Origin of the sequence: Magnetococcus marinus MC-1, assembly GCF_000014865.1 — a bacterium.
Taxonomy (GTDB): domain Bacteria; phylum Pseudomonadota; class Magnetococcia; order Magnetococcales; family Magnetococcaceae; genus Magnetococcus; species Magnetococcus marinus.
Map to the genome: position 1 here is coordinate 2066461 of NC_008576.1, position 26378 is coordinate 2092838.

The window sequence follows — 26378 nt, forward strand, 5'->3', positions numbered from 1 at the left end:
GTCAAAAATGTCCTCTATGGAGGTGAGTTTATGAGCGTAACGCCACGTCCAGAGCATCTGGAGTCGCTTTTTTACCAAACGGATCCCGCCACGCTGTTGGATGCCAACTACCATATTCTTGCCACCAACCTCGCTTATCGCACGGCATTTCATCAAGGTCATGAGGTGGCGGGACGCGCTTGCTATGACGTTTCCCATGGATTTAACCGCCCTTGTGACGAGGTCGGCGAGTGTTGCCCCTTAAAATTGAGCATCCAATCGGGGGTGCGCTCAACGATGTTGCATGTACACCACCTAGCTCATGGTAAAGAGTATGTGCGTGTAGAAATTGAGCCGATTTTTGACGGGGCCGAAAGTGCGCTTTATTACAAAGAAGTGTTGCGGCGCACCTTTATCGCGAGTGCCGAACCCAAAGCCCATGGTTTGGTGGGAACCAGCCACGCCTTTATCAATTTGTTGGAAAAGGTGCATCAGGTCGCACCAGAGAGTGTGCCGGTCCTGCTGACGGGAGAGTCCGGGACAGGTAAAGAGCTGATCGCACGGGCTGTACACGATGCCAGCAACCGGGCCAATGGTCCCTTTGTGCCGGTCGAGTGCAGCGGGTTGACAGAAACACTGTTTGAAAGTGAGTTGTTTGGACACCGCAAGGGGGCTTTTACCGGGGCTTTGAGCGATAAACAAGGGCTGGTCGAAGCCGCCAGAGGCGGCACACTGTTTCTCGATGAAATTGGTGATGTGCCGCTGCTGCAACAGGTTAAACTGTTGCGTTTGTTAGAGTCCCATACCTTTCGTAAGGTTGGGGAGACAGAGGTGAAAAAAGCCGATTTTCGGCTCGTCTGCGCGACCAACCGAAACCTGGACGAAAGGATGGCACAGGGCCTGTTCAGACGGGATCTCTACTACCGTATCAGCACGTTCCCCATTAAGCTGCCAGCTTTGAGAGAAAGACGGCAGGATATTGGGTTGTTGGCCCACTCCATTTTGATGCGTGTCGCCCCAGAACGTAAACTACGGCTCAGCCAAGGTGCCGAGCAGTTGCTGAAAAATTACGCCTTTCCCGGTAACATTCGCGAGTTGCTTAACCTGCTGGAAAGGGCACGTATTCTAAGCTCTGAAAATCAGCTATCCACCCATCATTTTCCCGCGCTCTGCCACGAAACCACCGCCACCGATGCCGCGCCGACGATCCATCCCCACTTTGTACCACCGGAAGATAAGATCCTTTCATTAAAGGCACTGGAACAGCGCTATCTTTCGTTCCTGCTTGAGAGACACACGGGTAACCAGGAATACCTCGCTCAAGCGCTGGGCGTAAGTCTGCGCACCTTAACACGCAAAATAGCCGCATTAAAACGTAGCACGGGTAGAGCCACCCCCGAGGCGGGCAGCCTAAAATCAGGACAAGATAGGCTTGTTTGTGAGCGGTCGTCTTAGGCCACCACCCCTTTGGCGCGTTGTTGAGCAACTATCTCCAACCACACCTCCAACCCCTGGGCGTTGATCTCCATATCCATCATAAGCCACTGCTCGACCAACTGTGCCGCTTGGGTAGATGGGTGGCCGATGTTCATCAACTCACTTCGATACATCTCAATACAGGCTTGACGTAAATAGTGGGCGCGTTGCGTCTTATCTTCGGGCGCGGCACGGGTAAACAGCTCAATGTGCTGCAACTGCCGATGCATATCCTCCACCAGACGCCTCTCAAACGGGATCATGCCAAAGTGGGTAAGGTAGAGCTGCTGTGGATGGAGCCCCGCCAAACGATCCACCGTTTTGTGCGCCTGCTCGGGATCAAACTGGGTGGGGGTGGTGGTGGGAAACAGGAAGTGCTTGCCTTGATAATCCAACTCGCGGTAGGAGATGCCAAAGGTATCCCCGGTAAAAATACCTCGGCTGTGGGCGTCCCACACACAAAAGTGATGCTTGGCGTGGCCTTGGGTGTCGAAAAACTGCAAGGGCCGCCCATTCAAAGATAAAATATCCTCATCTTGGGTTTCGATAACCCGCTCTGCCGCGATGGGTTCTATGGACCCATAGGTGCGTAAAAAGGCGGCCTCCCCATAGACCTGTTTGGCGCTCTCCGTCAGTTTGCTCGGATCAATCATGTGCCGCGCACCCCGTGGATGGACCACCAATTTGGCGTTGGGCATTAACTGCATCAACTGCCCCGCACCACCCGCATGATCCAGATGCACATGGGTAATGATGACATACTCAACCTCAGTGGGCAGGATGCGGTTGTGTTCCAGGGCCTGCACCATGGCCGCTACCGAATAGCGGGTGCCCGTCTCGATAAAGGCAGCCCGGCTGCCCTCTACCATAAGGTAACAGGCGGCCATGCCAGGACGATGAAAATCGGCATCAATGCAGGTGATGCCGTGACCAAGTTCGGTAAAGGGGGTGGGGCGGGTCATGATGAGCGCAATCCTCTCTTTAACAATGCGGCGATCCGGTTAACGGTCAAGAACCCCACATTATATAACCTTATCCCTCCATAATGACGAACCGCTGCTAAGGGATCAAGCCTCTCTATGTAAAACGGTGTGTGATGGACCGCCGAGCGTTCGTAGGGCGGTTGAAAACATACTCGTTAAACGAGGCAAAGTTTGCCGTACGAGGGGGGATTTTTTTCCAATGAGTGCGGATTATTCTGTGCTGAGTTGGTGAAGGTGTGTTGGTAACTACGTTATAATATTGAATATATCATGGTTGGCATCGTAAATGCTTTGTTATGCTAACCAAGGCCCAAGGCCATTGAGCCGTTAGAAGGCCAAACAGTGTGTTGGAAGCTGCCATGGGTAGGTTACCCCATAATGCTTTGACGCGGATTGTTCGGTTGGGAGCAGCCGAACAATCCCGGCTTTTAACAGACTGCAAGGGGAGAGCATGATGCTCTCGTGCACCGGTCCGTGGCTGGGCTGCGGACCGGGTGCCACCTTATCTTTTGTAAAGATTAAAGGGACCCAAGAGCAACGCGCATACAGATGCCATAAGGGGGCCTGCACAAGGAACGGTGGGGCGTTTTGCGGTCTCTGAGGTATAGGTTGTCATGGATTTTATCCGCGCCAAGACCGTGGGTACCGGTGGAGATGTGCGCTATGCCCCCTTGGATCAGGGGCGTACCGAGGCGGTCGCCCGTGCCCATCCCTCGCGGGGATGGAACTTTGGGGAAATCTCACCCTGGTTGAGCGATGCGGTACGCGTCACCCTAAGCCGTACCGCCATGCGCATGCTGCGTTGGCTGCGGGGGGAGGGGGTGCCCGCTTTGCTCTCTCCTCGGCAAAGTCAGGTGGCAACCTATGGCCGAGATGGTCAAACCCGCCCCATGGTTGAGGCTCAGTTTACCCTGCATGATGATGGTCAGCACGCTGTGATCAAAGATAGCCCTTGGTCACGCCATGCTGGCTCGCTAACCGTTAGTAAACGGGGGGCTGTGGTCTATGGGGTATTGAAACATATGCGGGCAACGCCTGGAAACCAGTCTAAATTTTTGGCAAGTATGCGGGAAAATCGCGCGGCTGGGCGTTTGAACGAAGATGACTTGCAGGCCGCCAGAGAGGCGTTGCAAGATTGGATGCAAGCCGATGACGGCGTGTAGAGAGGTCGCCTGAGCGGATGACCGTATTGCTCTAAGCGGGTAGGCGGTCTAGACCGCTTGATGCTGTTTTATGCTGGTGGAAAGCGCTTCGCCAAGGGTCTTAAGGAGCCGGTTGGAATCCTCCACACTCATGGCCCCGTGGGGCTCAACCAGCAGCAGACGGCATAGGCTGGGTAGGGGGGCATTACTCCATAAATGGTAGTTTAGTCCCGCCTGTCGCCAATGGTTAAGACGCGGGTTGGGGCTATGAAAAAGCTGCTCCACCCCTTGAATCTGCGCAGGGTCCAGCGTGGTGGGCTGTTTTAAAGCCAGTAAAAAGGGGCCTAAACGAGGGTTCCAATAGGCCACCAACTGTACGGGCATCCAGTTGTTTAACCACTGCAAGAGCTCATGCAGGGCATCGCTTAACTGGCTCTGTTGTTGTAAACGTCGGTAGAGGTCCCCCATGGGGAGTTCCAGCAGCTTATGGTTGTAAACCATGCTGATTGACTCGGTGCGTGCCTCGGGCTTGCTGAGCCGCGTAGGAAGCATCTCCATATCCCCCATCCCCCCAAATTTTCTGCGCAAAAAGATTGACGGTTGCCAACCCTTGAATTTTTGCCACGTGGCAGAGTACCCACATCCGGCTGTGGGTTAGCCTATAGAATAGGGTCTTAGACACCCTAGAGCGTGAAATCACCCTATAAATGTGCTGATACTGTAAGGCTTGATGCCAATTTTAGCCCTTAAAATTGACCTGCGCACAGCGTAGCAAACCCCCTTTAAGCCACCAGCCGTCCCACGGCTTTCTAAAGCTTTGCTCCAGAAAAATGACGCAAACCTTTCCTAGCCAACATGACTTCGTATAGGTTTAGAGGCAAAGGGCGTGCCACCTTCCTGAAAAATGATGGTATGAAGAGGCTTGCCCACGGTTCGGTGGCGTGGGAAAATCACCGGTTCATAGATCTGTCGTCTTTGGGAGTAAAGCTTATGTCCAGACCGTGGATAAGGCCCCTGTGGGTTCTGCTGGTCATGTGGTGGGTGCCGCTCGGCTGGGCTGCCGAGCCACAAGATGTGCCAAAAGCTGAGGCAACCCCCCATGCTGCGGTGGTGCGTCTGCAAGCCTTTGTGGATGGTATTACCACCATGGAGGCCACTTTTATCCAGCGGGTACGCAGTAATGATAGCACAGAGATCGAAGAGAGTCGTGGCCGTTTTTTGGCCCTGCGCCCCGGTAAATTCCGCTGGGATTATGAAAGCCCAGAAGTGCAACATATCGTCTGTGACGGTAAAACGGTCTGGCTGCACGAACCTGAATTGCAGCAGGTTACACGCATCAGTGCCGACCGGCTAGACCGGGCTCCAGCAGCCTTTTTGGTTTCTAAAAGCCGTATTGCTGAAAGCTTTTTTACCAAAGTCGTACACAATGAAAAATTGGACCTCGATACGGTCTTTCTAAGCCCCAAGGCCGAAGCGGCTCACTTTAAAGAGGTGGCCATCACCCTGGATAAAAGCGGCCAAGAGATTCAGTTTTTTCAAGTTACCGATACCCTTGGCAACCGCTCCTATTTTCAGTTTGTAGGTATGCGCATGAACCAAAGGGTGGACGAAAGCCGTTTTGAGTTCCAAATCCCCAAAGGGGCTGATTTAATCGAAGGGTAATGCACCACTGCCATGAGACCGGCCTGTTGTGCTATCATCGCCCCCAACGGCCCGTGGAGAGCAGGCCACCATCACCCATTTTTAACCACAATGACGAGGTTTCCATGCCCTCCTTTGACATCGTTTCAGAAGTAGACCTGCAAGAGGTGGATAATGCGGTTAACCAGACGGTAAAAGAGATTACCACCCGTTATGATTTTAAAGGCTCTAAAAGCACCCTGACCCGCGAAGATGCCGTGATTACCATCCTGGCGGATGACGCCTATAAGTTGGAACAAGTCACCGAGGTGCTTAAAGGCAAAATGGTGCGGCGCAGTGTGGACCCCCATTTTCTCGATTTTGGTACCGTCGAACCCGCCTCCGGTGCCATGGTGCGTCAAAATGTTACCGTCAAACAGGGGATCGAGAGCGAGTTTGCCAAAAAGATTGTCAAGACCATCAAAAATGCCAAACTTAAGGTGCAGGCGGCTATCCAAGGTGACCAAGTACGCGTCACCGGTAAAAAACGGGACGATCTGCAAGAGGCCATCGCCCTATTGAAAAGTCAAAGTTTTGAACAGCCTTTGCAGTTTAATAACTTTCGCGATTAATCGCCCCGTTGCCAAGAGAGAGTGTAGCCCATGAGTGGTGAAAATCCCGCCCTGCCAGGGATGGAACTGGAACTGGATCTTGGGGATCTGGATCTGGATGTGGATTTGGACGCCGACGCAGAACCTGCCGAGCCCCGTTATAGTCCTGAACAGTTGGCCAATGCCAAAGGCACCGTGGGGGTGATCTCCTTGGGCTGTTCCAAAAATACGGTGGATTCGGAACAGATGCTGGGCCGCTTTGTGCGTGAGGGTTACCTGCTGGTCGCCGATCCGTTGGAGGCCGATCTGCTGGTGGTCAATACCTGCGGCTTTATTGCCGATGCCGAACGGGAGTCCCGCGAGAGCATTGATGAAATGGCCCACATCAAACAGCTCTACCCCCATAAAAAACTGATTGTGACCGGCTGTCTCTCCCAGCGGTATGGGGCCAAGCTGTTGGAAGATCACCCCCAGATTGATCTGCTGCTGGGGGCCGGTCACTACGATACCCTTATCCCGCTACTGGAGGCCAAAGCGCCCCAGACCGTCGACCACGTGACCGAACCCGATGCCGCCGCCAGCCATGACGTGCCGCGCTTAATCACCACCGGCGAGAGCAGCGCCTACGTGAAAATTGCGGAAGGGTGTAACAATAGCTGTACCTTCTGCATTATACCCAAGCTGCGCGGGCCGTTTCGTAGTCGCACCCTGGATGATATTGCCGCCGAAGTGGCTTTACTCACCGATGAGGGATGCCATGAGCTGATCTTGGTTTCCCAGGATACCACCTGGTATGGGCGAGATCTGCCCCAGCGTAGCAGCTTAACCGAGCTGTTGCAGCGCATCCTTGCCAGTTGCGAAGCACCCTGGATTCGTATGCTCTATCTCTACCCCACGCTGGTCAAAAAGGAGCTGTTGCAGCTGATCGCCCGTGAGGATCGGCTGCTGCCCTATTTTGATATTCCCTTGCAGCATGCCGATTCGCAGGTGCTTAAACGTATGCAGCGCAGCGAGCGGTTGGAGACGGTGCGGCAACTGGTTAAAGATGTGCGTGCCAGCGTGCCAGACGCCATTCTACGCTCAACCTTTATCGTGGGTTTTCCCGGTGAGAGCGAGGCGGAGTTTCAAACCCTGCTGGACTTTATTCAAGAGAGCCAATTGGACTGGGTGGGGGTGTTTACCTACTCCGATGAGCAGGGCACCGCTGCCTATGATCTACCGGATAAGGTGGATGCCCGAGTGGCCGAGGCGCGGCGTGACCAACTCATGGCCCTGCAACAGCCCATTACCAGCGCCCGATTGCAGCGCTGGGTCGGGGAGATTGTGGCGGTCTTGGTGGAGTCTTACGATGAAGAACACGCCTGCTTCGTGGGGCGTTTTTGGGCGCAAGCCCCCGAAGTGGATGGTCAGGTGTTGATCCAGTGCAACGAAGAGCTGGAGATGGGCATCTTTGTGCCAGTAGCCATCACCCAGGTGTTGGGCTATGACCTCTATGGGGATCTGCTGGAGGTCGATGATCTGCCCCCCGATGAGGAGCTCGCTTGACGGTGGCTAAAACCCTGCAAGATGAGCCTCTGCGGGCTCCCCTAGCGGAGCGTATGCGTCCCCGTGACTTGGCCGAACTGGTGGGACAGGAAGAGCTGGCCGATGAAGGGCGTATTTTGCATGAGGCCCTGTGCTCGGGGCATATTCCCTCCATGATCCTATGGGGGCCGCCGGGCTGTGGTAAAACCACCATCGCCCGCATGATCGCAACCCAGGTAACGCTGCGTTTTGAATCCCTCTCTGCGGTGCTGGCGGGGGTAAAAGAGGTGCGCTTAGTGGTGGACCGGGCCCGTGAGGCGCGGGTGCTGGGGCAGGGCACCATCCTCTTTGTCGATGAAATCCACCGCTTTAATAAGGCCCAGCAGGACGCCTTTCTGCCCTATGTGGAGAGCGGCGATATTATTCTGATTGGGGCGACCACCGAAAACCCCTCCTTTGAACTCAATGGGGCGCTGCTCTCGCGTTGTCGGGTGGTGGAGCTCAAACCTTTGCATGAAGCGGCGCTCGTCACGCTGTTGCAGCGGGCGCTGGTGGATCAAGAGCGGGGGTTGGAGCGCTATAAACTGGCCGTAGAGCCCGAGGCGCTCCAGCATATGGCCCAACTGGCCGCCGGAGATGGACGGTATGCCCTTAATCTGCTGGAAACCTTTGTGGAGTTGGCCGCCAAAAGTGGCGTGGCGCGAGGTTCACAACTCACCCTGGAGCGCTTAAAAAATTCCCTGCAACGCCGGGCCGCGCTCTATGATAAGGCTGGGGATGGTCACTACAACCTGATCTCAGCCCTGCATAAATCCCTGCGTGGCTCCGATGTGGATGCCGCCCTCTATTGGCTGGCGCGTATGTTGGAAGGGGGCGAAGAGGGGCTCTATATTGCTCGCCGCTTGGTGCGTTTTGCCACCGAAGATGTGGGTAACGCCGACCCCCGCGCCTTGAGCTTGGCCATGGATGCCCGCGATGCCTACCATTTTTTGGGTGCGCCAGAGGGGGAGTTGGCCCTGGCCCAGTGCGTGGTCTATCTGGCCACCGCGCCTAAAAGTAATAGTGTCTACACCGCCTTTAAAGCCGCCCGTAAACGCGCCATCGAAAGTGGCGCGATGGCCCCGCCTAAGCATATCCTTAATGCGCCAACCGCGACCATGCAGGCCCTGGGTTATGGGGTAGGCTACCAATACGCCCATGACTATGAAGAGGGCTTCGTGGCCCAACAATACCTGCCCGATGCCCTGCAAGGGGAGCGCTTTTATTATCCCGTCGAGCGTGGCTTTGAGCGGGATATTGCCAAACGTATGGCCTATTGGGATAAACTGCGGGAGCAGGCTAAAGAGGAGGGCAAGGCATGCAAATAGCATGGGTGGCCCTGGGGGGGGCGATAGGGGCGGTGGCCCGGTATGTGCTCTCCAATGCGGTCTATGCTTGGCTGGGGCGGGCTTTTCCTTGGGGGACCTTGAGTGTCAATCTGCTGGGCTCGTTTATAATGGGTCTGCTGTTCTACCTGTTTACCCAACGCTTGATGGTGCCTGAAGCACTCAAACCCCTGGTGCTGGTGGGGGGATTGGGTGCCTTTACCACCTTCTCCACTTTCTCCTTAGAAACACTTAATCTTATGCAAAGTGGTAGCTGGTCCCTGGCCCTACTGAATATGCTTAGTAGTGTGTTGCTCTGCGTGCTGGCGGCCTATCTGGGGCTGGTGGTAGGGCGCCTCATTTGATGAAAACGTGTCCGGTAGGTGGCGGTTGTGTCACATTTACTGGACATGTCCAATTAATACGAAGTGTCTTCCTTCTCGTTACCTGTTTGTAACCAAACGCCCATACATGAGTAATGTCGCACCGCTACCGTATCTCCCAACGCTGCCGTTAAGCTAAAATGAGGATACAAGCGATGCATAAGATGGAGAATCCGTTTGGTGACGGGCACTGCCTGATTGCTAATGATTTAAACAAAATTGACCAACTTTTGCGCCAGGATGGCGTGGCCGCCTGTCCCGCAGATCGAACCCATAAAGCGCGGAGTAGCGATGCGAAACGCTTTGTCCAATGGTGCCAGCAGCAAGGGGTTAAGGCTCTGCCAGCTAGCCCAGAGACCGTGACAGGCTACATTGAAGCGATGATCCAGGATAAAGCCCTGGCCACTGTGCGCCGCTATGTTTCGAGCATCTCAACCCTGCACAGCGCCGTGGAAATGTGTAACCCCGCCCATTCGCCCGAGGTGAGGGAGAGTCTGCGCAAGGCCGCTGACCAGTGTGAACGCCCCAGCAAAGGGACCCGTCCCATTACCCGTGAGATGGTGCAACGTATGGTGCAGGCCACGCTGGGTTCAACACGGGATCTGCGCGATGTGGCGCTGCTTATGGTGGCTTATGACACCATGCTGCGGCGTACCGAAATGGTGGCCTTGGATGTGGCAAATTTTCACTTTGGACGGGACGGCTTTGCCACCGTTACCTGCCACAGTGAGGATGATTTGGCCCTGCCTACCACCCGCTGTATTGCGCCCGATACGGTGCGGGCTGTCGAAGCATGGATGCGGGCTTCTAACACCTCTACAGGTCCTATGTTCCGTTCCATAGACCGGGCAGGTGTCATCGGAGATCGCCTGAGTGATCGGGGCTTGGTGCGCGCTTTTAAACGCTTGGCGCGCCAAGCAGGGCTGGACCCTGAAGGAATCTCCGGTCTCTCCTGCCGGGTGGGCGCCGCTGGCGATATGATGAAAGAGGGCTTTCGTCTTAAAGAGGTCATGCAGGCTGGCGGTTGGCGCTCCCCCGTCATGGTGAGCCGCTACCACCAGCAAAAACGCGCTTTGGCGGATAATGAAGATTTGGCCGAATCCCCCTTAACCCGGGTGATGCTCCACAAGCCCGGTAAGCGGGCTTAAACCTGCCGGATAAGGTGATGGGGCTGGTTGATGATAAAAAAAGGGGGCAAGCTTAGGCGTTGCCCCCTTTTTTTTGAGTATTACCGAGGATAATGGGGTTACTGTTCGCCCTCTTGCGGGATAAAGCGGGCAAAACGAACGCCCACACCGCCGCTGTTTTGCAGTTCAAGGGAATCTACCTTGGCAGGATTGCGGCGGGCGCAGCGACACGCTTTGGCATTGCTGCGAAAACTACCGCCTCGGCGCACATGGACCGCCTCTCTTGAGCTGCTGGTGGGGCCAATGGGGTTGGTGGCCGCGACCGAGCTATAGAGGGCGTAGTTGTCAGAAACCCACTCCCACACCAAGCCTAACATATCGTGAAACCCCCATGGATTGGGCTGTTTGGCCCCCACCGGTTGTACCTCGTTGCCTGAGTTGGTGACCATCCAGGCATAATCTTCCAACTGCTGGCTTTTACTCTTTGGGTCAAAAAAGTAGCGCCATTGGGAGCCGGCGCGACAGGCATATTCCCACTCGGCTTCCGTCGGAATACGCAGGCGAGATGAACCCCCGCCTAGCATGACTAGTTTATCCATAAAAGCCTGTAACTCTTCATATAAAATAGTATCAGCCGGTAGCTGAGGCGGTTTCTCTTTATCCCCTGGTGAAGGGGGGGTGCCACCCATGCGCGGACCGCCCTCCATGACCATCTGCCACTGAGGTAGGGTCAACGGAAATTTGCTGAGCCAGTAGCCATCCAGGGTAACCTGATGGGTGGGCCCCTCATCTTTTTGCCGCCCCGGTTCACTATCTGGACTGCCCATGATAAAAGTGCCGCCCTGCACCCAGATAAACTCCATACCCGTAACAGGCTCAATCCAGTTTTCTGTTTGCGACCTGGGTCTGGCTGGCTGTGCCGGTAAGGGGGTAGATGCACTGTCATGGTCGTCACTGGGCATGCCAAAAATGGGGTCGTCGTCAAAGCTGGGCTCAGGCGGGGGCGGTGGGCTATACTCCTCAAGCACCTGGTCCAGGTCGGCCCGGGAGATGCCCGTCCAGCCCGCCTTTTTAATCAAGTGGATCATGGCTTGATCCATCTTGGGGTGGGGCGGCTTGGCACAGATCTGCTCAGCTTTAGAAATTAAACTGCGCAGAGCATCAAGCTTTTTGTTGGTCTGGCTTTGACGGTTTTTATTGATTTTTTGCGCCGCCGCCCCGGTGGCCTGGGCATCCCGCTGATAAACCCCCAATAAGAGGTTCATGGCATCGGCCATGGTTTCTGGTCTAAGTTCAAAGGCTTTAAACGGTACCGGTTCGTCCCCTGGCTCGGATTGATAGAAGCAGCGCCACACACGGCCATCGGTCAAAAGATGGAAAGGGGCTTCGGCAGAGAGCGAGGGGCGCACGTTTTTATCCACCGAGCCGATAGGGTGGACTTCAATAGAACAGGCCAGCTTATTTTCAATTTTTAATAAAAAACCAGGGAACAGGTTGCCTGCTCCGTCACTCTGAGGTTGAATGCTCTCGACCTCCATAGGGTTTTCTATAGCCCAGCCTAAGGTTTTTAACATGGGGCCAACCATGGAAAAATGAACCTGAGCTGGGGTTTGAAAAGCTCGCTTGGCTTGGAGTTTAAATATGGTGGTTAATAAGTCTCTCAATGTCTCTTTCCATCTCTATTATGTAGGATCCTGTTTTGCCATTCTCCTGCAAACAGCCTACCATAACCTAGGGGCAAGGGGCAGCGATAGAAGTTAAAAAAATGGTTTGGTTCGGTTCGTTGAATCGGGTACCAAGAGTGAAGCGGATAAATCTCGGCAGGGCTTGTCGTCTTTTGCCGGCGAAGGAGCGGTTTATGAGCGATCAACAGGCGGGTGCCAAGCGGGGCATCTTTAATATCGAAGTGGCGCGTGGCAAAACCTTTGCCCAAGAAAAAGGATTGGTGGAAGAGGCCGAAGAGGATGGGCGCAGCCCAGAAGAAGATTGGGCCATTAATGTGAATGCCGTAACCCAACTCTCCCGCGCGGGTCAGTGGGAGCGGGTGTTTGATACCCTGGTCTATCTCTCCACCCGTGAAAGTAACCCTAAGGTCCATGCGGCCATGGGACAGCGTATCTGGGTGGCCCTTAAAGCGGAAATTCCTATATTGGATGTCACAACCTCACTGTCAGCTCTGCAAACCATGCTGGGTGAGCGGCACCTATTGGCTGGGCCATTGGCTTCGTTAGCCAACCTCATGTGTCAACATCGTGGTTTGGATGATCCAGAACATGCGCTGGCGGTGAGTCAGGTGCAGCAAATGTTTGAATTGGCCGCCAAAGAAGGAGCCGGAATCGACAATGATGAAGGGTTTCAAAATTGGGTGGCCGAACATAAATTGGACCAGCCTGATCATTTTATCCCCTTTATCATGGAGATGATTGAGGCCATGGTGGGGCAAGAGTGGTGGTTTAGTCGGGAGGCGCTGCAAGCTGACCTGGACCACTATCAGGCGCAAAAAGAGGCTCAGCAGGCGATCTCTTCTTAGCTCTGCGCACGGCAAGCGGGGATAGAGGCGTAGGCTGTGCCTGCGCCTCTATCCGCTCTATTAGCCTGGATGGGATGCCCACTGCTTGCAGTAAAGCTTGTACTCATTAACGGCCATATCGACGATAAAGCGTACCCGGTCAGGATTTTCAGGATCAGCATAACGATACCACGCTTTGCTGCCCTCTCGTCCAGAAGGTAGTGTGTAGCTGAGCCCCGATTCAATGTGACGGGTTACTTTTTCCGCTAAAAACCGAATGCCGACTTCCACGTGTCGGCTTTGGGTCGTAAGCCATTCACTAAAAGTTAAGAGACGTTTTCCCATGGTTGTTTTCCCCTGTTAAAGTACGCCGTGTGGCGGACCCTCGCTGCCTATTTTGAGTAAAATATTTGAAAAAACCTGCCGCTAAAATTTATGCAAAGAGCAGGCCATTGTATGTATGAACACGGGTGTGTGCAGGTTTTTTACGCAACGCCGGGTGGATGATTGTGCTTGGAGCGTACAATGACTATGCTTAGCGCCAATCGATCCATTGCCTGAAGGAGTTGTAACGTGTCCCATGCCCCAGGAGCGCTGGCAGAAATCATCAACAAACGGCGCACCTTCGCCATTATTTCACACCCTGACGCGGGAAAAACCACGCTGACGGAAAAATTGCTGCTGTTTGGCGGTGCGATCCAACTGGCCGGTGCGGTGAAAGCCCGTGGGGAACAGCGCCGGGCAACATCCGACTGGATGGCCGTGGAAAAAGAGCGGGGTATCTCGGTCACAGCCTCGGTGATGACCTTTGAGTATGGCCAACATACCTTTAACCTGCTGGATACCCCAGGCCACGCCGATTTTAGTGAAGATACCTACCGTACCCTCACGGCGGTGGATTCGGCGGTGATGGTGCTGGATGCCGCAAAAGGGATCGAGACCCAAACCCGTAAATTGTTTGAAGTGTGCCGTCTGCGGGATATTCCCATTACCACCTTTATCAATAAATTGGACCGTGAGGGACAAGATCCCTTTGCGCTGCTGGATGAGGTGGAGCAAAGTCTGGCCCTGGAGGTCACACCAGCCAGTTGGCCAATTGGCATGGGGCGAAGTTTTCTCGGTTGCTACGACCTGTTTAACGACCAATTGCTGTTCATGGAAAAAAGCCGCGATAAAGTTACCAGTTCTGTGCAGTGCCACGGCTTAGATGACCCCAAAATTGATGAACTGCTGCCCGCGGATCTCGCTGAAAAATTGCGTGAAGATGTGGCCATGGCCCGTGAACTCTGCCCGCCTTTTGATCTGAAAGCCTATCGAGAAGGGACCTTAACCCCAGTCTATTTTGGGAGTGCCATCAATAATTTTGGTGTGCAAGAGTTGCTGGAAGGGATTGCTAAACATGCCCCGCCCCCGCGCGCCCAAAAAGCTCAAGAGCGGCAAGTGGAGCCAGATGAAGAGAAATTTAGCGGCTTTGTCTTTAAAATCCAGGCTAATATGGACCCTAAACATCGGGATAGAATCGCCTTTTTCCGCATCTGTTCGGGTAAATTCGAGCGGGGGATGAAAGTCAAACATGTGCGCTCTCAAAAAATCCTAAACCTGCACAACCCTGTGCTGTTTTTAGCCCAGGATAGGGAACGCGCCGAAGAAGCCTTTGCCGGGGATATTTTGGGAATTCCCAACCATGGCAACCTGCGCATTGGAGATACCTTGTCAGAAGGGGAATCTCTACACTATACGGGCATCCCCAGTTTTGCCCCAGAGATGCTGCGTAAAGTCAGGCCGGACGATCCGATGAAAGCCAAACATCTTGGCCGTACCTTGGTACAACTGGGCGAAGAGGGGGCCGCGCGGGTGTTTAAAGCCAACTTGGGTGGGGATTGGATTATCGGTGTGCTGGGGGCGTTGCAATTTGAAGTGCTGGGGGATCGTATCCGCACAGAATATGCCATACCCGTTCACTATGAATCGACCCAATTGCACACCGCACGCTGGGTGGAGGCCGATGACCACCGTTTGCTTAAACAGTTTGTTGACCGTCACCAAGTGGATATGGCAGAAGATCATGAAGGCGCGCCAGTCTTTTTGGCACGTAATGCATGGCACTTGAATACCGCCCAGGAAAACTTTCCCAAAGTGCGGTTTCTACAGACGAAAGAGCAGACCGTCGGTTAGGAGAGCATCCATCGGGTAAGGGGGCAGCAACTTGGTTCGGGTAGAATCACCTGAATTTTGCGGGTTGGCTGTCGTGGATGGGTTGTGTACAGCTCCATCGGCCATATTTTATTGTGGCGCAGATTGGCCCTTGCAGCAGAGTGTGCTTAAGGTAAGCAGAACTTGGTGATGGCTGGGTAAAGGATGCCTCTATCTGGTTCATTTTATCCGGCGATACTGTGGTGCAAGAGTTTGAAATAAAACACGAATAACCTATAGCTGCAAGCTATTGGTTGTATAGTTTCAAGCTATGTAAAAAATTATCTGGAAAGGTGTGATTTATTGTTGACCCGCCAACAATCATGTTTGTATCTTGTCTGACATCACGGCAATGCCGTGACCCAATTTAGTTGACGTAACCCACCTGGGTTTGCCGTTTTTTTTCGCCAAAAATAAGTATAGGGAGTGTTCCAATGAGTGTTCTGGTTACCAAGCAGGCCCCCGATTTTAATGCGACTGCCGTGATGGCCGACAATTCGTTTCAAGAAATCTCCATGTCGGACTATAAAGGTCAGTATGTGGTGTTGTTCTTCTATCCCCTGGACTTTACCTTTGTTTGCCCTTCCGAGCTGATCGCCTTCGACCACCGCTTGGGTGAGTTTGAAAAGCGTAATGTACAGGTGTTGGGTTGCTCCATCGACTCCCATTTTAGCCACTTGGCTTGGAAAAATACCGAAATCAATAACGGCGGCATCGGTCAGGTTAAATATCCCCTGATTGCGGACCTGAACAAGCAAATCGCCCGTGATTATGACGTGCTCTTTAACGACGCCATTGCATTGCGCGGCTCTTTCTTGATCGACAAAGAGGGTAAAGTGCGTCACCAAGTGGTGAACGATCTGCCCTTAGGTCGTAATATTGATGAAATGTTGCGCATGATCGACGCCCTGCAATTCACTGAAGCCCATGGCGAAGTGTGTCCCGCTGGCTGGAAATCTGGCGATGCTGGTATGCAAGGCTCCACCGAAGGGGTGGCTAAGTATCTTGCCGCCAACGCTGATAAGCTGTAATTCTGTAATATTTACAGATAGATGATAAAAAGAGCCACCCCTCATAGGGGGTGGCTCTTTGCTGTTATAGGCGGCTGCTAGGTAAACAGGCTGTCGCTAAAAGAGAGCCTATCACCCGCTTGATGTGGGCGTTAAAATAAACCATATCAAGAATAGCCTGAGCAGGATAAAATGGACCAAGGGTGAACAGGGATTCCTGCTTACATCAATTTGTAATATTTGCTAAACTAAACCCACAGGCATAGGGTTCTAGCGTGCGTGGGAGAGTCAACTAATGAGGCGATAAGCCATGTCAAAACAGTTGCATTTGGATGAAGACTTCTTTCTCTTTCATGAGGGTCAGCCTGTTACTAAACTGGAGATATGGTACCAGTGGGAACGTGATGATAGGGCGACTGCTCGTATGGTGGATATGGACCTCTCGGCGGTTATGCTGGGGGTTGATGAACGCATGCTGCTGGATGAGCAGATGGTATTTTACAATAATACGCAATCCCCCTGTGGTTCCATTACTCACATGGGCGACCAACAAGCCCTTGAAAACCGCAGCGCCGAAGAGCGGTTAAAAATTAATTTGGCCACCGTGCCCGAAGATATTGTACAAATCGTCATTTCAGCCACCATTCCCCAAGAGGATATTCCCGCCATCCATTTGGGTATGCTGCGACGCGCCCACTATGGCTTGGTCGTTGCGGGTGCGTCGTCTGTGGAACTCGCGCACCGCGAATTTCATCCCGGTGGAGAAGGGGAGTTTGGATGGTTGTTGGGGCTCTTCTACCGCAATGATCAAGCGTGGGTGTTTCGCGCCGTGCGGGAGGCTTTGCCCGATGGTATGGGCACCTTGCAAGACCATTTTACCCCCTTCCATGGGGATTATTGAGAGGCTGTTTTTGATTTGGAGTCAAACGCATGAAAATAGGCGTCATTGGGTTGGGTGCGATGGGGTGGGGCATGGCCATGAATCTGCACCGGGCCAACCTGTTGGAAGCTGTCTGGAACCGTACCATCAGCCGTGCCCATGCCTTTGAAGCCCAATCTGGTGTGGTGGTGGCAAGTGACCCCGCAACTTTGGCGGCCCGTTGTGAGGTGATCCTGACATGCGTTTCGGAGGATAAAGATCTGTTTGAGGTGGTGGATAAGCTGTTGGCCGGTCTCGCCCCCGGTAAAGTGGTGATGGATTGTTCCACCGTTGACCCGCAAACGGCGGTCTGCTGTGCAGAGCGCCTAGCGAACAAGCAGGTGGCGTTTTTGGATGCTCCCGTCACCGGTGGGGTGGAAGGGGCGCAAAAGGGTACCCTTTCCATGATGATCGGTGGGGATGCTCGCGTGCTGGAGCGCATAATGCCCCTGCTCAAGCCCATCACCGCCCATGTCACCCATATGGGGCCTGTGGGCAGTGGGCAAAAGGCCAAAGCGGTCAACCAAGTGATGGTGGCAGGCATCAACCAAGCGGTGACACAAGCCCTGGCGTTGGGGCAATCGCTCGATTTACCCCTCACCAAATTGATAGGTGCGATCGCTGGTGGGGCTGCGGGCAACTGGTTCTTGGACCATAGAGGATTATCTATGGTGGAGAACCAATTTACCGCAGGTTTTAAAGTAGCCCACCATTTAAAAGATCTTAGAATTTGCCGCGCCCTCACAACCGAGGCAGGCCTTGAGGATACTTTTCTTGAAGCCACGACAGCGGGCTATGAGACGTTGATCGAAGAGGGGTTTGGGGGGGAAGACATCTCCGCCCTCTACCGAACCAAATTAAAATAGGCGCACTTCCTGCACAGCACTCTAAGAGCTCTTTGGGTGATCTCTACGGAATGCAAGGATGCAATCATGCTGCGCACTTTATGGCTATTTTTACTGTTTTCCCTCTGTTTTATGGCGCAAGCGCAGGCAGATAGCCTGCCACAGCAACTGCAAAAAAAGCTATTGATGCACGCTGATTTGGCGTTTTTTCCCTTTGAAATCCAGAAAATTAAAGGGCGCCAGGTTGAAGTCGCTGTGCTGAGCCGCGACCGCTGGGGTGCAGTGCTGGGGCTTGCCCAGAATCAGCCACGGGGAGTGAACGACGCTTATGCCCAACAGCGGCACCTGCTGGCTGATGCGATCCGACACGAGCACGGAGATGGCAGCCAAGTGCTATTCCGCCCCTTAAAAGAGGCGCAAAACGCCAGTGCTTTTATGCGTCGTTACCAAAGTAGGCGCAGTAACAGCGGTGGCAGCGCAACCTTGCAGTCCATTTTTCTGCACACCGATCCTCGTATTCTTGCCGCCCTACCCATAACGGTGCAGATGCAGGGAAAGTCCGTTATCGTGACGGTGCTTAACCCTGATCGTGCACCAAATAGCGAACTGGCCCATAAAATATTAGATCAAAAGCATTATCAACGTGCCTTGGTGCAGTTGCCAGGTATCTCTGCGGTAGAAGTGCAGGTAGGCAGCCAAAGCTATGTGACCCACTTTAAAGCCATGCTTGGGCAGCTTCGCAAGAACCAAGGTTTGCAAAGCGTGGAGCAAAAACTTCGAGATATTCTATTGCAAAGTTAGATGGTTAACATGCGATTTGGTTTGCTTTCAGCGGGCATAAATTAAACCGGTTAGCTCGGTTTATAGGGGATGTATGGGCGCGTTGAATGGTCAGATAGGGCATGACCGCTTCCTCCTGCAAAGGGGCAGGGTTTACAGCATCGTACAAGGTAAGCTAAGCCCCGCTCAATAGGGGGGAGTGCTCGGTTTTCCCTTCTCTTCCGAGCGTCGTAGTGCTGGGATGGCCCATCTAGCAAGGGCTTGAGCTGTGTTCAGGGCTCTGTCTCTGTGGATAGGGGGGGTGGGAGAGCGACGTTTGCTTAGAGTAATAATAAACGACGCTGAGCGCCTAACGCTTCATCAAGTTTATGGGGGCTCTCCTGCTGCCCCCATTGATCATAGTAGATTAATGAAGCGGGGTCTAAGCGTTGACGCCAACCTTTGCTTGCCAGTTCAGGCTCCCCATGAAAATGTGAGACATAGCCCATGCAAAGATAGGCCACCGGCACAATGTTGGCCGTGGTTATGCGTAAAATAGACTTTAGCGCCGCAGGATCTAAAATACTTACCCAGCCAACGCCAACCCCTTCGGCGCGGGCCGCCAACCATAAATTTTGCACCGCACATACTGTACTGTAGAGATCCATCTCTGGCATGTGGGTGCGTCCCAGCACAACAGGACCACAGCGATCTCGATCACACGTCATGCAAAGGTTTATGGGCGCTTCTAAAATACCTTCTAATTTTAAGCGGCGGTAGCGATCGGCCTGTTCCCCACTAAATTGTTGCGCCGCCTCGTCATTCGCTTTTTGAAAGGCTTGATGCACCTGCTGTTTGACCGTTGGTTGCCGGATAATCAGAAAATTCCACGGCTGCATAAAACCAACCGATGGGGCGTGGTGCGCGGCCAAGAGTAAACGGCTGAGTACAGCGTCGGGTATGGGATCGGGTAAAAATTCACCACGGACATCACGTCTTGCGAAAATGGTGTCGTAAACGGCTTGACGTTGCTCTTTTGAAAAGGACATGCCTATGGGTCACCTGAACAAGATCTCTGCTCAAACGATGCGATTTCCGCCAAAGCAGATGGGTGGACAAAAAAAAGGCGTAGCGGTTAAGCCACGCCCTTACGCTCGGTCGGGAGCGTTAAGCTATGCAATAAAAAATTGTCGTCTACCTTCAGCGCATCATCCTTTGCATGAGTCGAAAAAAAAATCAAATAAAATCAGCAAAACCCACAAAAAAGGGTGCGTAAAATGGCTCTTTTAAAAAACTCACCCAAATACCAACGCAACCAACACAGCACTGGTTGCATCAATGGGCTCTCCTTACAAAGCGTGCAACTCATTTGTAAATCGTTCGCGACGTGTAACAGCATTCATCGGCGCTCGGCTTAGTAGGTCGATGCTCAGGCACGCGCCCGGCCAATAGCCACCCCACCCCTCTTAGTGGGCCGGAAGAGGTATCGAACGGGCCTACGGCACCAGCTGGGCGGTATCCCACCCTTTAAACTGCATACCCTCAATACGTGCCCGAACTTTGCCAGACCAAGTGGATGACAGATTGCTTACAGTCGCAGCAAAGGGTCGATGCTCACCTGGGGCAAGCGGTTTTTCTACATCCCCCAGCACCCCCCCGGCAATCACCAAAGGGTTCACCGTGCGCTGTTCAATCAACTGCTCTTTATGATCAAAAAATTCCATAACAACACGTGCTGACGTTAGGGTGTGCTCGCCACTGTTGGAAAGTGAGGATAGCGCCCGCCGCTCATCCTTTGGCGCGGGAGGGTAATGGCTCTCGGACAAACCAACGCGCACACGCTCCAGTCGGATGCCCTGAACAATGGGCTGATCTGACTCAGGGCCTGCTTGCTGTGGTGTAACCTGCTGTTTACCAACGGGGGCCTTGGCCGCACGATGTGATTCAGTGGCTTTTTTTGCGCCCTTAATCATCTTGACTTCGGCCCGCTCCCCCTCTTTACGTTCCGCAACCTTACGTTCTTTCTCGATAGAGGGTTGCACGCGATCCTCAAGATTGAAGGCCTCTTGAAAAGAGACCACACCTGTAAAATCTAAAAGAGTCAAAAGCAATATGAAGAACAGAAAGCCGGTAGAAAAATAGAGCTGCCCACGGGTGATGCCAAAGCGACGGAGTTTGTCGGCGTTCTCGTCGATTTCATCTTGGGATTCAAGCTCTTCAAAAGAGTTGTCTGTTGCATTCATGCCACGCCGCCCACGCCTAATGTTAACCCACGCCAACTCAACTATACGCATTTTTCGCCCAATTTTGAACGAAAAACGACGCTCAAGCTACTTAAAAAACAGGACACATCACTCATATCGGAAGCGTTTGGCAAACGCACAACGAAAAAGTTCTTAACAATCGTATTTTGTAGGCAAATCCAGGCTGTTTATCAAGAGTGTGTTTATACAGCATTGTCACCGTTTTGGTTTGAAAGGGTGGGTAAATGGAAATACAGGGAAGCATAAAGCAATATATTGCACCGCATTAATGAGGCAAAAAAATGCTTGCAAAGCCAAGAGCAGTCCAGTATCGTCAGCAAAATGATGCAAGCATGATGCAATCATTTACGGACGGGTTGCTAAGCGCAATTAAGCAAGCCGTGAACCAACCAACAAACCGTGAGGGATAAGGATGAAGGATAAAGGGTTATGGATACCCTGTGAGGGGGTTCAGCAAGATACGCATGGAGCGGGTGGGTTTCCATCCTTACATGGGAATGCGGAGGCAGGGGGGGTAGCCAATGGTTCTGAGGATGGGTGGAAAATAAAAAAGCCAGAGCGGGAGAGGTTTGAAGGGGAGGTAGGGATTGAAGGGGAGGTAGGGATTGAAGGGGAGGTAGGGATTGAAGGGGAGGTAGGGATTGAAGGGGAGGTAGGGATTGAAGGGGAGGTAGGGATTGAAGGGGAGGTAGGGATTGAAGGGGAGGTAGGGATTGAAGGGGAGGTAGGGATTGAAGGGGAGGTAGGGATTGAAGGGGAGGTAGGGATTGAAGGGGAGGTAGGGATTGAAGGGGAGGTAGGGATTGAAGGGGAGGTAGGGATTGAAGGGGAGGTAGGGATTGAAGGGGAGGTAGGGATTGAAGGGGAAACATGGTTTGGGTTGCCAGCAAATGATTATGATCGGGAAGAGAGCATGCTGGAATATGCCTTAAGAGAAGTGCAGCAGCTTGAAGCAGGCGCTCCGCGACAGGGCATGGCCAAGTGGGTGCCGTGGTGGGACAAATTAGAGCCGATTGAGCAGAACCGTTTGGGTGATGAAGGCCGCTTCGCCATGGTCAGGGCACGGATGGTGATGGAAAAATTGCAACGTGTCACTGTGGCGGGTGGGGCTGTGCTCTCCCATGGTGAAGGGTGCGCAATGTTAGAAGCGATGGAGCTGGTGGTCGCCTTTATTGAAAGTGTGCAACTGGTAGAAACGTTTCAATGGAGCCTTGATAACACGACCGAGTCCCGTCAAAAAACGGTTCAGCACCAAACCGCGCAAAATATGATGAAGCAACTGTTTCATCAGGATGAGTATGCCCAGCTTTTACCCAGTAAAAAACAGCCGTTCAATGAAGAGCAGCCGCAGGTATTGCCCCACGCATTCCGACAATTTTGGGCCGCCTACCCCAAACAAGGGCGACAGCATCTTAATCAATTTATGGTCTATCGAATCTGGCAACAGGTTGTGCAGGAGGTTGATCAAAACCTCATTGTACGGGGGGCTAAAGCCTATGCAAAATTTTGCATTCTTCAGGGTTGGCGTGATCAAAATGAGTACTATGCGGCCCATGAGTTTCTAAACGAGGGCTGCTTCGGTTGGGCTTGGCACGAAATGGCATAAATGAGCCTCTGTAAATGGATTGGTGTGTGTACATGCGGTTAGCGTAAGACCCTTGAAAGGGGCCAAGTTGATCTAAACGGGCCACGGCACCACCTATAGGGCGGTAACCATGGGGATGTTGCCTTGATCTCGGTTAAGCACATATAAAACAAAGAAAATAAATGGATTTGAAGGAGATGAAGATGAGTGTTGCGTTGCAAAATACCCTTGAGCAACAACCCTCAGCCACGGAGCTGTTGCAAGAGTGGGCGCGATGGTCGCGTAGCGGTATGAGCTCGCAAAACCCCATAACGAGTACGCAGTTGCTCATGCGTCGAGCGGCTGGTCACGTGGGACGAAGCTTAAAGTATGAAAATAGCGAGCAACAGTCACTGCTGGTGGATTGTGTAATCTCTAAAATGGCAAAAATATTTCCGCATGAAGTGACCCTTTTACAGGAATTTTACCTTGGGAAAAAAGGTATGCGGATTATTGCGCGTGAACGAGTGTTCTCTTATGGCAAGGTGCAGACCCTACGGTCCCGGGCAGAAGGTCTGTTTGAAGGGTGGTTCTACGCCTATCTTCAGGATGAGGCCGGGCAGAGGGAGGAGGTCTGTGCGTCGTTAATAAAAGCATAAATATGCTATAAAGGCAAAAATAAGCTTGTGAACGTTCAGAAACTGCTTTATGTTTTGTAGAATGTCGGCTAGGAACGCGGTTGGTTGAGCACAGCCGGCTTGGTTAACAGGTTTGTCTTCCGTTGTTCCAAAGGATTGTTGCGTTGTGTGTGTGCGGGTAGAGCTCTGACGTACGCTGAGGGGCAAGGGGCAAAGCGTGGTTTGGGTTAAGGGCGAAGTATTGGTGAGGGTATTTCTTTTTGCCGAGCGCACAGTGTGTTTGTAACGACGCGAACAAGCTCCTCAATTAAAACATACCCCATCCACGGCAGTATGTTACGCGTTTCTCTAAACAGCTCTGCTTCATACGAAGCAGAGCTGTTTTGTTTTGGCGGCTAAGGAGTTGTCTATGAAATATTTTGAGCTTCATGAGTTTAGGTGTCCGTGTTGTGGGCGGGCAGATATGCAAAGCCCGTTTTTAACGCAGTTGGATCAGGCGCGTGAATGGGCTGGTGTGGCGTTTCATATAAACAGCGGGTTTCGCTGTGCCCACCACAATAGAGCGGTCGGGGGTAAACCCGGCAGTAGCCATACCCTAGGTTTGGCGGTGGATTTAAAGGCCATAGAGAGTGGTTCCCGATTTCACATGATTCGCGGTCTGTTGCAAGCGGGTTTTAAGCGTATTGGGGTGGATGTCAAACGCGGTTTTTTACATGTGGATGCCGATGCATCCAAGCCGCAACAGGTGATGTGGGGGTATTAATATGCGCTTTCGTCTAGACCTTTATATTGCCCTAACCACGATGATTTTGGCCACAGGGTTGGGGTTTATGCTCGTTCATGTCGATAAGGTTCTGTAAAGAAGCATGTTATTTCGTTTTTAGGCCAGCAAGTGTGGGCTGACACGCAATGCTGGTGGTTAGGGTCGTAGGCTGGCGACCCTTTGTTGGGTGGGAATAGAGATCCATAGCACGGGAGCTTAATCATGGAACAGATCATCGAAGGTATTTTTAACTACGGACCAACCCTAGTGACTTTGGCAAGCATTGTCACCGCCACCACTCCAACCCCAAAGGATGAAGGGGTGTTACGGGGGGCTTACCGAATTATTGAGTCCCTGGCGTTGGTGGTGGGTCGGGCTAAGGAGGGTAATAAATGACATTCACCCTAACCTGGGAGACCCTTAGCTATATGATTGTGGTGCTTGGGGCGGTTCAGGCGCTGGTGAGTTGGACGCTCTCCTCTCTGTTTGTGCGGCAATCGGATTGCAGCAAACACCGAGAGGAATGTCACCGCATGGTGGAAGCCAGCCATGAAGAGACGGATGAGGCGCTCAAAAACGGTTCGCTGAAATTCGCCACCCTAGAGGTGGAACACCGGCAGATCTTTGGTGGTATGCAGTCGGTTGGCAAAGAGTTGGGCGAACTCAAACAAGACCTAAAAGAGCGCATGGATCGTCTGGAAAAAATTTTGATGGACCACATCGTTCAAGGATGAGGATGTTGTGATGGCAGAGCAAAACGTGGATTGGCTCTCCATGCGTATGGCCTATGAACAGGGGGCCACGGTACGCGAATTGGTAAAGCAATATGGGGGTTCCTCTTCGGCGATCTATGGGCGCATGCGTCGAGAAGCTTGGATGAAAACCCGCATAAAAACTGAAGCTGGCGCTGATGTTATCACCGAAAAGATGCCTGAAGACCCTTTGCAGGCCCTCGCGCCCAATACAGAACACCCATTGCTGACAGCGCCGGCGCAGGATGAGGCCATGTTAGGCGAAAAAGGGCTTGGGTGCGATCTGAGTGGGGTCATTCAGGATCATCGCGAAACGTGGCTGGAGCATAAAAAACGGATCCACAAAGCGCTTAATGCAGGGGATCTAGAGCAGATCAAGCTGCTGAAACTGAGCGCGGAGGCGTTTAAAATTTGTCAGGAAAATGAACGTAAAGCGTGGGGCATGGATGCCAAAGAAGGCGGGGCCGACAAGGCTGAGTTGGCCACCGATCAACAGTGTATGATCACCCCAACATTGGATGAACTTAAAGCGCACCTAAATGAAGAAAGATCTGCAATGGAAGCCCCAGAAAGGGCCTCAACTCACCGCCATAGCCAGTAGGGCTGTGCCAGAGCTATTTTTTGGGGGGGCCAGAGGGGGCGGGAAAACCGACTTTTTGTTGGGGGATTTTCTCCAAGAAACCTACCTGGGCGGTGCCTGGAGAGGCATTCTGTTTCGAAGAACCTATGGTGAACTGGAAGAGGTGCAAAACCGTGCACAGCAATTATTTGCTCCCCTCGGGGCGGTCTACAAAGCTTCGGATCGGACTTGGCGGTTTCAGGGTGGCTCGGTGCTCAAATTGCGCTATCTGGAGCGGGCGGCAGATGCCGCCCGCTATCAAGGGCATCAGTATACCTGGATTGGCTGGGACGAACTGACCAATTGGCCCGATGATGTGGCCTATAAAATGTTGATGGCCTGTTTGCGTTCGGCACATGGGATAAAACATAAACGGATACGGGCTAGCGGCAACCCCGGGGGGGCGGGGCATCAATGGGTCAAACGACGTTTTATTGATCCAGCCCCTGCGGGCTATCAATTGTTGCAGGATGAACTGAGCCGTCATCCACGCATCTTTATTCCCTCCAGCGTGCGGGATAACGCCATCTTGACGGAGAACGATCCGGACTATGTGGAGCGGCTTAAAGATGTGGGTAGTAAAGAGCTGGTGCGTGCCTGGCTGGAAGGTGATTGGAACATTATCATGGGGGCCTTTTTTGACCGTTGGTCCAGCAAAATGGTGATTAAACCAAGAGCCTTGCCCAGCCACTGGACACGATTTCGCGCTTTTGACTGGGGCTCGGCACGTCCCTTTAGCGTGGGCTGGTGGGCGGTTTCCGATGGCGAGTTAGAGGGTCTCCCTAAAAATGCCTTGGTGCGGTATAGGGAGTGGTATGGCTCCAATGGTAACCCCAATGTGGGGTTGAAAATGGATGCAGAGTCGGTGGCGCGTGGAATTTTGGCGAAAGAGGCCAAGGATGAGACCATTCACTATTCGGTGGCTGATCCAGCGATCTTTGCCAAGGATGGCGGGCCATCCATTGGGGAGCGCATGGCCCGTGAAGGGGTGCGCTTTAAACCGGCGGATAACCGGAGTCGGGTAGGGGGATGGGACCAAATGCGGCAACGTATGGTGGGTGAGGATGGCGTGCCCATGCTCTACTGCTTTGATACCTGTATCGACTCCATTCGGACCATCCCCTCATTACAACATGATGAGAGTCGACCGGAAGATCTGGATACCAGCGCGGAAGACCATGCTGCGGACGAGTGGCGTTATGCCCTGATGTCGCGCCCCTACCTGCGTCCCAAGGCGGCGGTCAAGGCCGATGGTCTGTTGCAGCTTCCCACCTTAGATGAGATGTGGGCCCAGCAGCAGAGGGTAACGGTGCACCGTATTTGAGTGGGTTTAA

The 26378-nt window shown here is 53.0% G+C and carries 27 protein-coding genes; 21 read left to right on the top strand and 6 right to left on the bottom strand.

Features of this window, described 5'->3' with window-relative positions; genetic code table 11:
• Positions 1 to 30 precede the first annotated feature (30 nt).
• Complete coding sequence (locus tag MMC1_RS08500; protein WP_011713322.1) at positions 31 to 1434, top strand: sigma-54 interaction domain-containing protein; 1404 nt, start codon at positions 31 to 33, stop codon at positions 1432 to 1434.
• Here the strand turns inward: MMC1_RS08500 and MMC1_RS08505 are convergent.
• Positions 1431 to 2417: an MBL fold metallo-hydrolase gene (locus tag MMC1_RS08505; RefSeq protein WP_011713323.1), complete on the bottom strand. Its 987-nt coding sequence runs from the start codon at positions 2415 to 2417 to the stop codon at positions 1431 to 1433. The two genes, MMC1_RS08500 and MMC1_RS08505, sit on opposite strands and share 4 nt — an antisense overlap.
• Before the next feature lie 635 nt (positions 2418 to 3052).
• Here MMC1_RS08505 and MMC1_RS08510 point away from each other — a divergent pair.
• Positions 3053 to 3601: a hypothetical protein gene (locus MMC1_RS08510; protein WP_011713324.1), complete on the top strand. Its 549-nt coding sequence runs from the start codon at positions 3053 to 3055 to the stop codon at positions 3599 to 3601.
• A gap of 48 nt (positions 3602 to 3649) precedes the next feature.
• Here MMC1_RS08510 and MMC1_RS08515 read toward each other — a convergent pair whose 3' ends face one another.
• Positions 3650 to 4138, bottom strand: coding sequence for a hypothetical protein (locus MMC1_RS08515; RefSeq protein ID WP_011713325.1), 489 nt, complete (start codon positions 4136 to 4138; stop codon positions 3650 to 3652).
• A gap of 432 nt (positions 4139 to 4570) precedes the next feature.
• On the opposite strand from MMC1_RS08515, the gene lolA reads away from it, so the two are divergent.
• The 6 genes from lolA to MMC1_RS08545 all read left to right on the top strand — a co-directional run bounded on the left by lolA (position 4571) and on the right by MMC1_RS08545 (position 10230).
• Positions 4571 to 5242, top strand: coding sequence for an outer membrane lipoprotein periplasmic chaperone LolA (lolA, locus tag MMC1_RS08520; protein ID WP_011713326.1), 672 nt, complete (start codon positions 4571 to 4573; stop codon positions 5240 to 5242).
• A 104-nt stretch (positions 5243 to 5346) separates the two neighbouring features.
• The gene (locus MMC1_RS08525; protein WP_011713327.1) at positions 5347 to 5832 is read left to right on the top strand and encodes a YajQ family cyclic di-GMP-binding protein; all 486 of its coding nucleotides are present in this window, start codon (positions 5347 to 5349) and stop codon (positions 5830 to 5832) included.
• Positions 5833 to 5862: 30 nt separating this feature from the next.
• Positions 5863 to 7356 carry a 30S ribosomal protein S12 methylthiotransferase RimO gene (gene rimO / locus MMC1_RS08530; RefSeq protein ID WP_049757644.1) on the top strand — a complete coding sequence of 498 codons (1494 nt, stop codon included), beginning with the start codon at positions 5863 to 5865 and terminating at the stop codon, positions 7354 to 7356.
• 2 nt (positions 7357 to 7358) lie between these two features.
• Entirely contained in the window at positions 7359 to 8702 is a 1344-nt protein-coding gene (locus MMC1_RS08535) for a replication-associated recombination protein A (protein WP_011713329.1), read from the top strand.
• On the top strand, positions 8693 to 9064 hold the full coding sequence (crcB, locus tag MMC1_RS08540) for a fluoride efflux transporter CrcB (RefSeq protein ID WP_011713330.1): 372 nt from the start codon (positions 8693 to 8695) through the stop codon (positions 9062 to 9064). Before MMC1_RS08535 ends, crcB begins: the two co-directional genes overlap by 10 nt.
• Positions 9065 to 9237: 173 nt before the next feature.
• Positions 9238 to 10230 carry a tyrosine-type recombinase/integrase gene (locus MMC1_RS08545; protein ID WP_011713331.1) on the top strand — a complete coding sequence of 331 codons (993 nt, stop codon included), beginning with the start codon at positions 9238 to 9240 and terminating at the stop codon, positions 10228 to 10230.
• A 98-nt stretch (positions 10231 to 10328) separates the two neighbouring features.
• Here MMC1_RS08545 and MMC1_RS19915 read toward each other — a convergent pair whose 3' ends face one another.
• On the bottom strand, positions 10329 to 11783 hold the full coding sequence (locus tag MMC1_RS19915) for a formylglycine-generating enzyme family protein (protein ID WP_160162683.1): 1455 nt from the start codon (positions 11781 to 11783) through the stop codon (positions 10329 to 10331).
• Positions 11784 to 12067: 284 nt separating this feature from the next.
• Here MMC1_RS19915 and MMC1_RS08555 point away from each other — a divergent pair, with 284 nt between their 5' ends.
• Positions 12068 to 12739, top strand: coding sequence for a hypothetical protein (locus tag MMC1_RS08555; protein WP_011713333.1), 672 nt, complete (start codon positions 12068 to 12070; stop codon positions 12737 to 12739).
• A 60-nt stretch (positions 12740 to 12799) separates the two neighbouring features.
• Here the strand turns inward: MMC1_RS08555 and MMC1_RS21625 are convergent, their stop codons facing one another.
• A complete protein-coding gene (locus MMC1_RS21625) occupies positions 12800 to 13063 on the bottom strand; it encodes a hypothetical protein (RefSeq protein ID WP_011713334.1) in 264 nt (87 codons plus the stop codon).
• Between the two features lie 228 nt (positions 13064 to 13291).
• On the opposite strand from MMC1_RS21625, the gene MMC1_RS08560 reads away from it, so the two are divergent.
• From MMC1_RS08560 to MMC1_RS08580, 5 genes are all read left to right on the top strand, one after another.
• Positions 13292 to 14893: a peptide chain release factor 3 gene (locus MMC1_RS08560; RefSeq protein ID WP_011713335.1), complete on the top strand. Its 1602-nt coding sequence runs from the start codon at positions 13292 to 13294 to the stop codon at positions 14891 to 14893.
• A 452-nt stretch (positions 14894 to 15345) separates the two neighbouring features.
• On the top strand, positions 15346 to 15942 hold the full coding sequence (locus MMC1_RS08565; protein WP_011713336.1) for a peroxiredoxin: 597 nt from the start codon (positions 15346 to 15348) through the stop codon (positions 15940 to 15942).
• 289 nt (positions 15943 to 16231) lie between these two features.
• The gene (locus MMC1_RS08570; RefSeq protein ID WP_011713337.1) at positions 16232 to 16822 is read left to right on the top strand and encodes a TerD family protein; all 591 of its coding nucleotides are present in this window, start codon (positions 16232 to 16234) and stop codon (positions 16820 to 16822) included.
• Between the two features lie 29 nt (positions 16823 to 16851).
• The gene (locus MMC1_RS08575; protein WP_011713338.1) at positions 16852 to 17706 is read left to right on the top strand and encodes an NAD(P)-dependent oxidoreductase; all 855 of its coding nucleotides are present in this window, start codon (positions 16852 to 16854) and stop codon (positions 17704 to 17706) included.
• A 66-nt stretch (positions 17707 to 17772) separates the two neighbouring features.
• Complete coding sequence (locus MMC1_RS08580) at positions 17773 to 18486, top strand: hypothetical protein (protein WP_011713339.1); 714 nt, start codon at positions 17773 to 17775, stop codon at positions 18484 to 18486.
• Positions 18487 to 18785: 299 nt separating this feature from the next.
• Here the strand turns inward: MMC1_RS08580 and bluB are convergent, their stop codons facing one another.
• Together bluB and MMC1_RS08590 are read right to left on the bottom strand one after the other, a co-directional pair.
• Positions 18786 to 19493: a 5,6-dimethylbenzimidazole synthase gene (gene bluB, locus MMC1_RS08585; RefSeq protein ID WP_011713340.1), complete on the bottom strand. Its 708-nt coding sequence runs from the start codon at positions 19491 to 19493 to the stop codon at positions 18786 to 18788.
• 447 nt (positions 19494 to 19940) lie between these two features.
• Positions 19941 to 20687 (bottom strand): hypothetical protein, encoded by a 747-nt coding sequence (locus MMC1_RS08590; RefSeq protein ID WP_143711390.1) that lies wholly within the window; start codon positions 20685 to 20687, stop codon positions 19941 to 19943.
• 433 nt (positions 20688 to 21120) lie between these two features.
• On the opposite strand from MMC1_RS08590, the gene MMC1_RS08595 reads away from it, so the two are divergent.
• The 7 genes from MMC1_RS08595 (at position 21121) to MMC1_RS08620 (ending at position 26368) form a co-directional block, all read left to right on the top strand.
• Positions 21121 to 22314, top strand: a complete 1194-nt coding sequence (locus MMC1_RS08595; protein ID WP_041641064.1) for a hypothetical protein — start codon at positions 21121 to 21123, stop codon at positions 22312 to 22314.
• 161 nt (positions 22315 to 22475) lie between these two features.
• Entirely contained in the window at positions 22476 to 22931 is a 456-nt protein-coding gene (locus MMC1_RS08600; RefSeq protein WP_143711391.1) for an antiterminator Q family protein, read from the top strand.
• Between the two features lie 442 nt (positions 22932 to 23373).
• Positions 23374 to 23673 carry a D-Ala-D-Ala carboxypeptidase family metallohydrolase gene (locus MMC1_RS08605; protein WP_160162684.1) on the top strand — a complete coding sequence of 100 codons (300 nt, stop codon included), beginning with the start codon at positions 23374 to 23376 and terminating at the stop codon, positions 23671 to 23673.
• Positions 23674 to 23895: 222 nt separating this feature from the next.
• Positions 23896 to 24069 carry a hypothetical protein gene (locus MMC1_RS21895; protein WP_160162685.1) on the top strand — a complete coding sequence of 58 codons (174 nt, stop codon included), beginning with the start codon at positions 23896 to 23898 and terminating at the stop codon, positions 24067 to 24069.
• On the top strand, positions 24066 to 24407 hold the full coding sequence (locus MMC1_RS08610; protein WP_011713345.1) for a hypothetical protein: 342 nt from the start codon (positions 24066 to 24068) through the stop codon (positions 24405 to 24407). Before MMC1_RS21895 ends, MMC1_RS08610 begins: the two co-directional genes overlap by 4 nt.
• A gap of 10 nt (positions 24408 to 24417) precedes the next feature.
• Positions 24418 to 25026 carry a hypothetical protein gene (locus MMC1_RS08615; RefSeq protein ID WP_011713346.1) on the top strand — a complete coding sequence of 203 codons (609 nt, stop codon included), beginning with the start codon at positions 24418 to 24420 and terminating at the stop codon, positions 25024 to 25026.
• Positions 24965 to 26368: a terminase large subunit domain-containing protein gene (locus MMC1_RS08620; protein WP_081436247.1), complete on the top strand. Its 1404-nt coding sequence runs from the start codon at positions 24965 to 24967 to the stop codon at positions 26366 to 26368. Before MMC1_RS08615 ends, MMC1_RS08620 begins: the two co-directional genes overlap by 62 nt.
• Positions 26369 to 26378 lie beyond the last annotated feature (10 nt).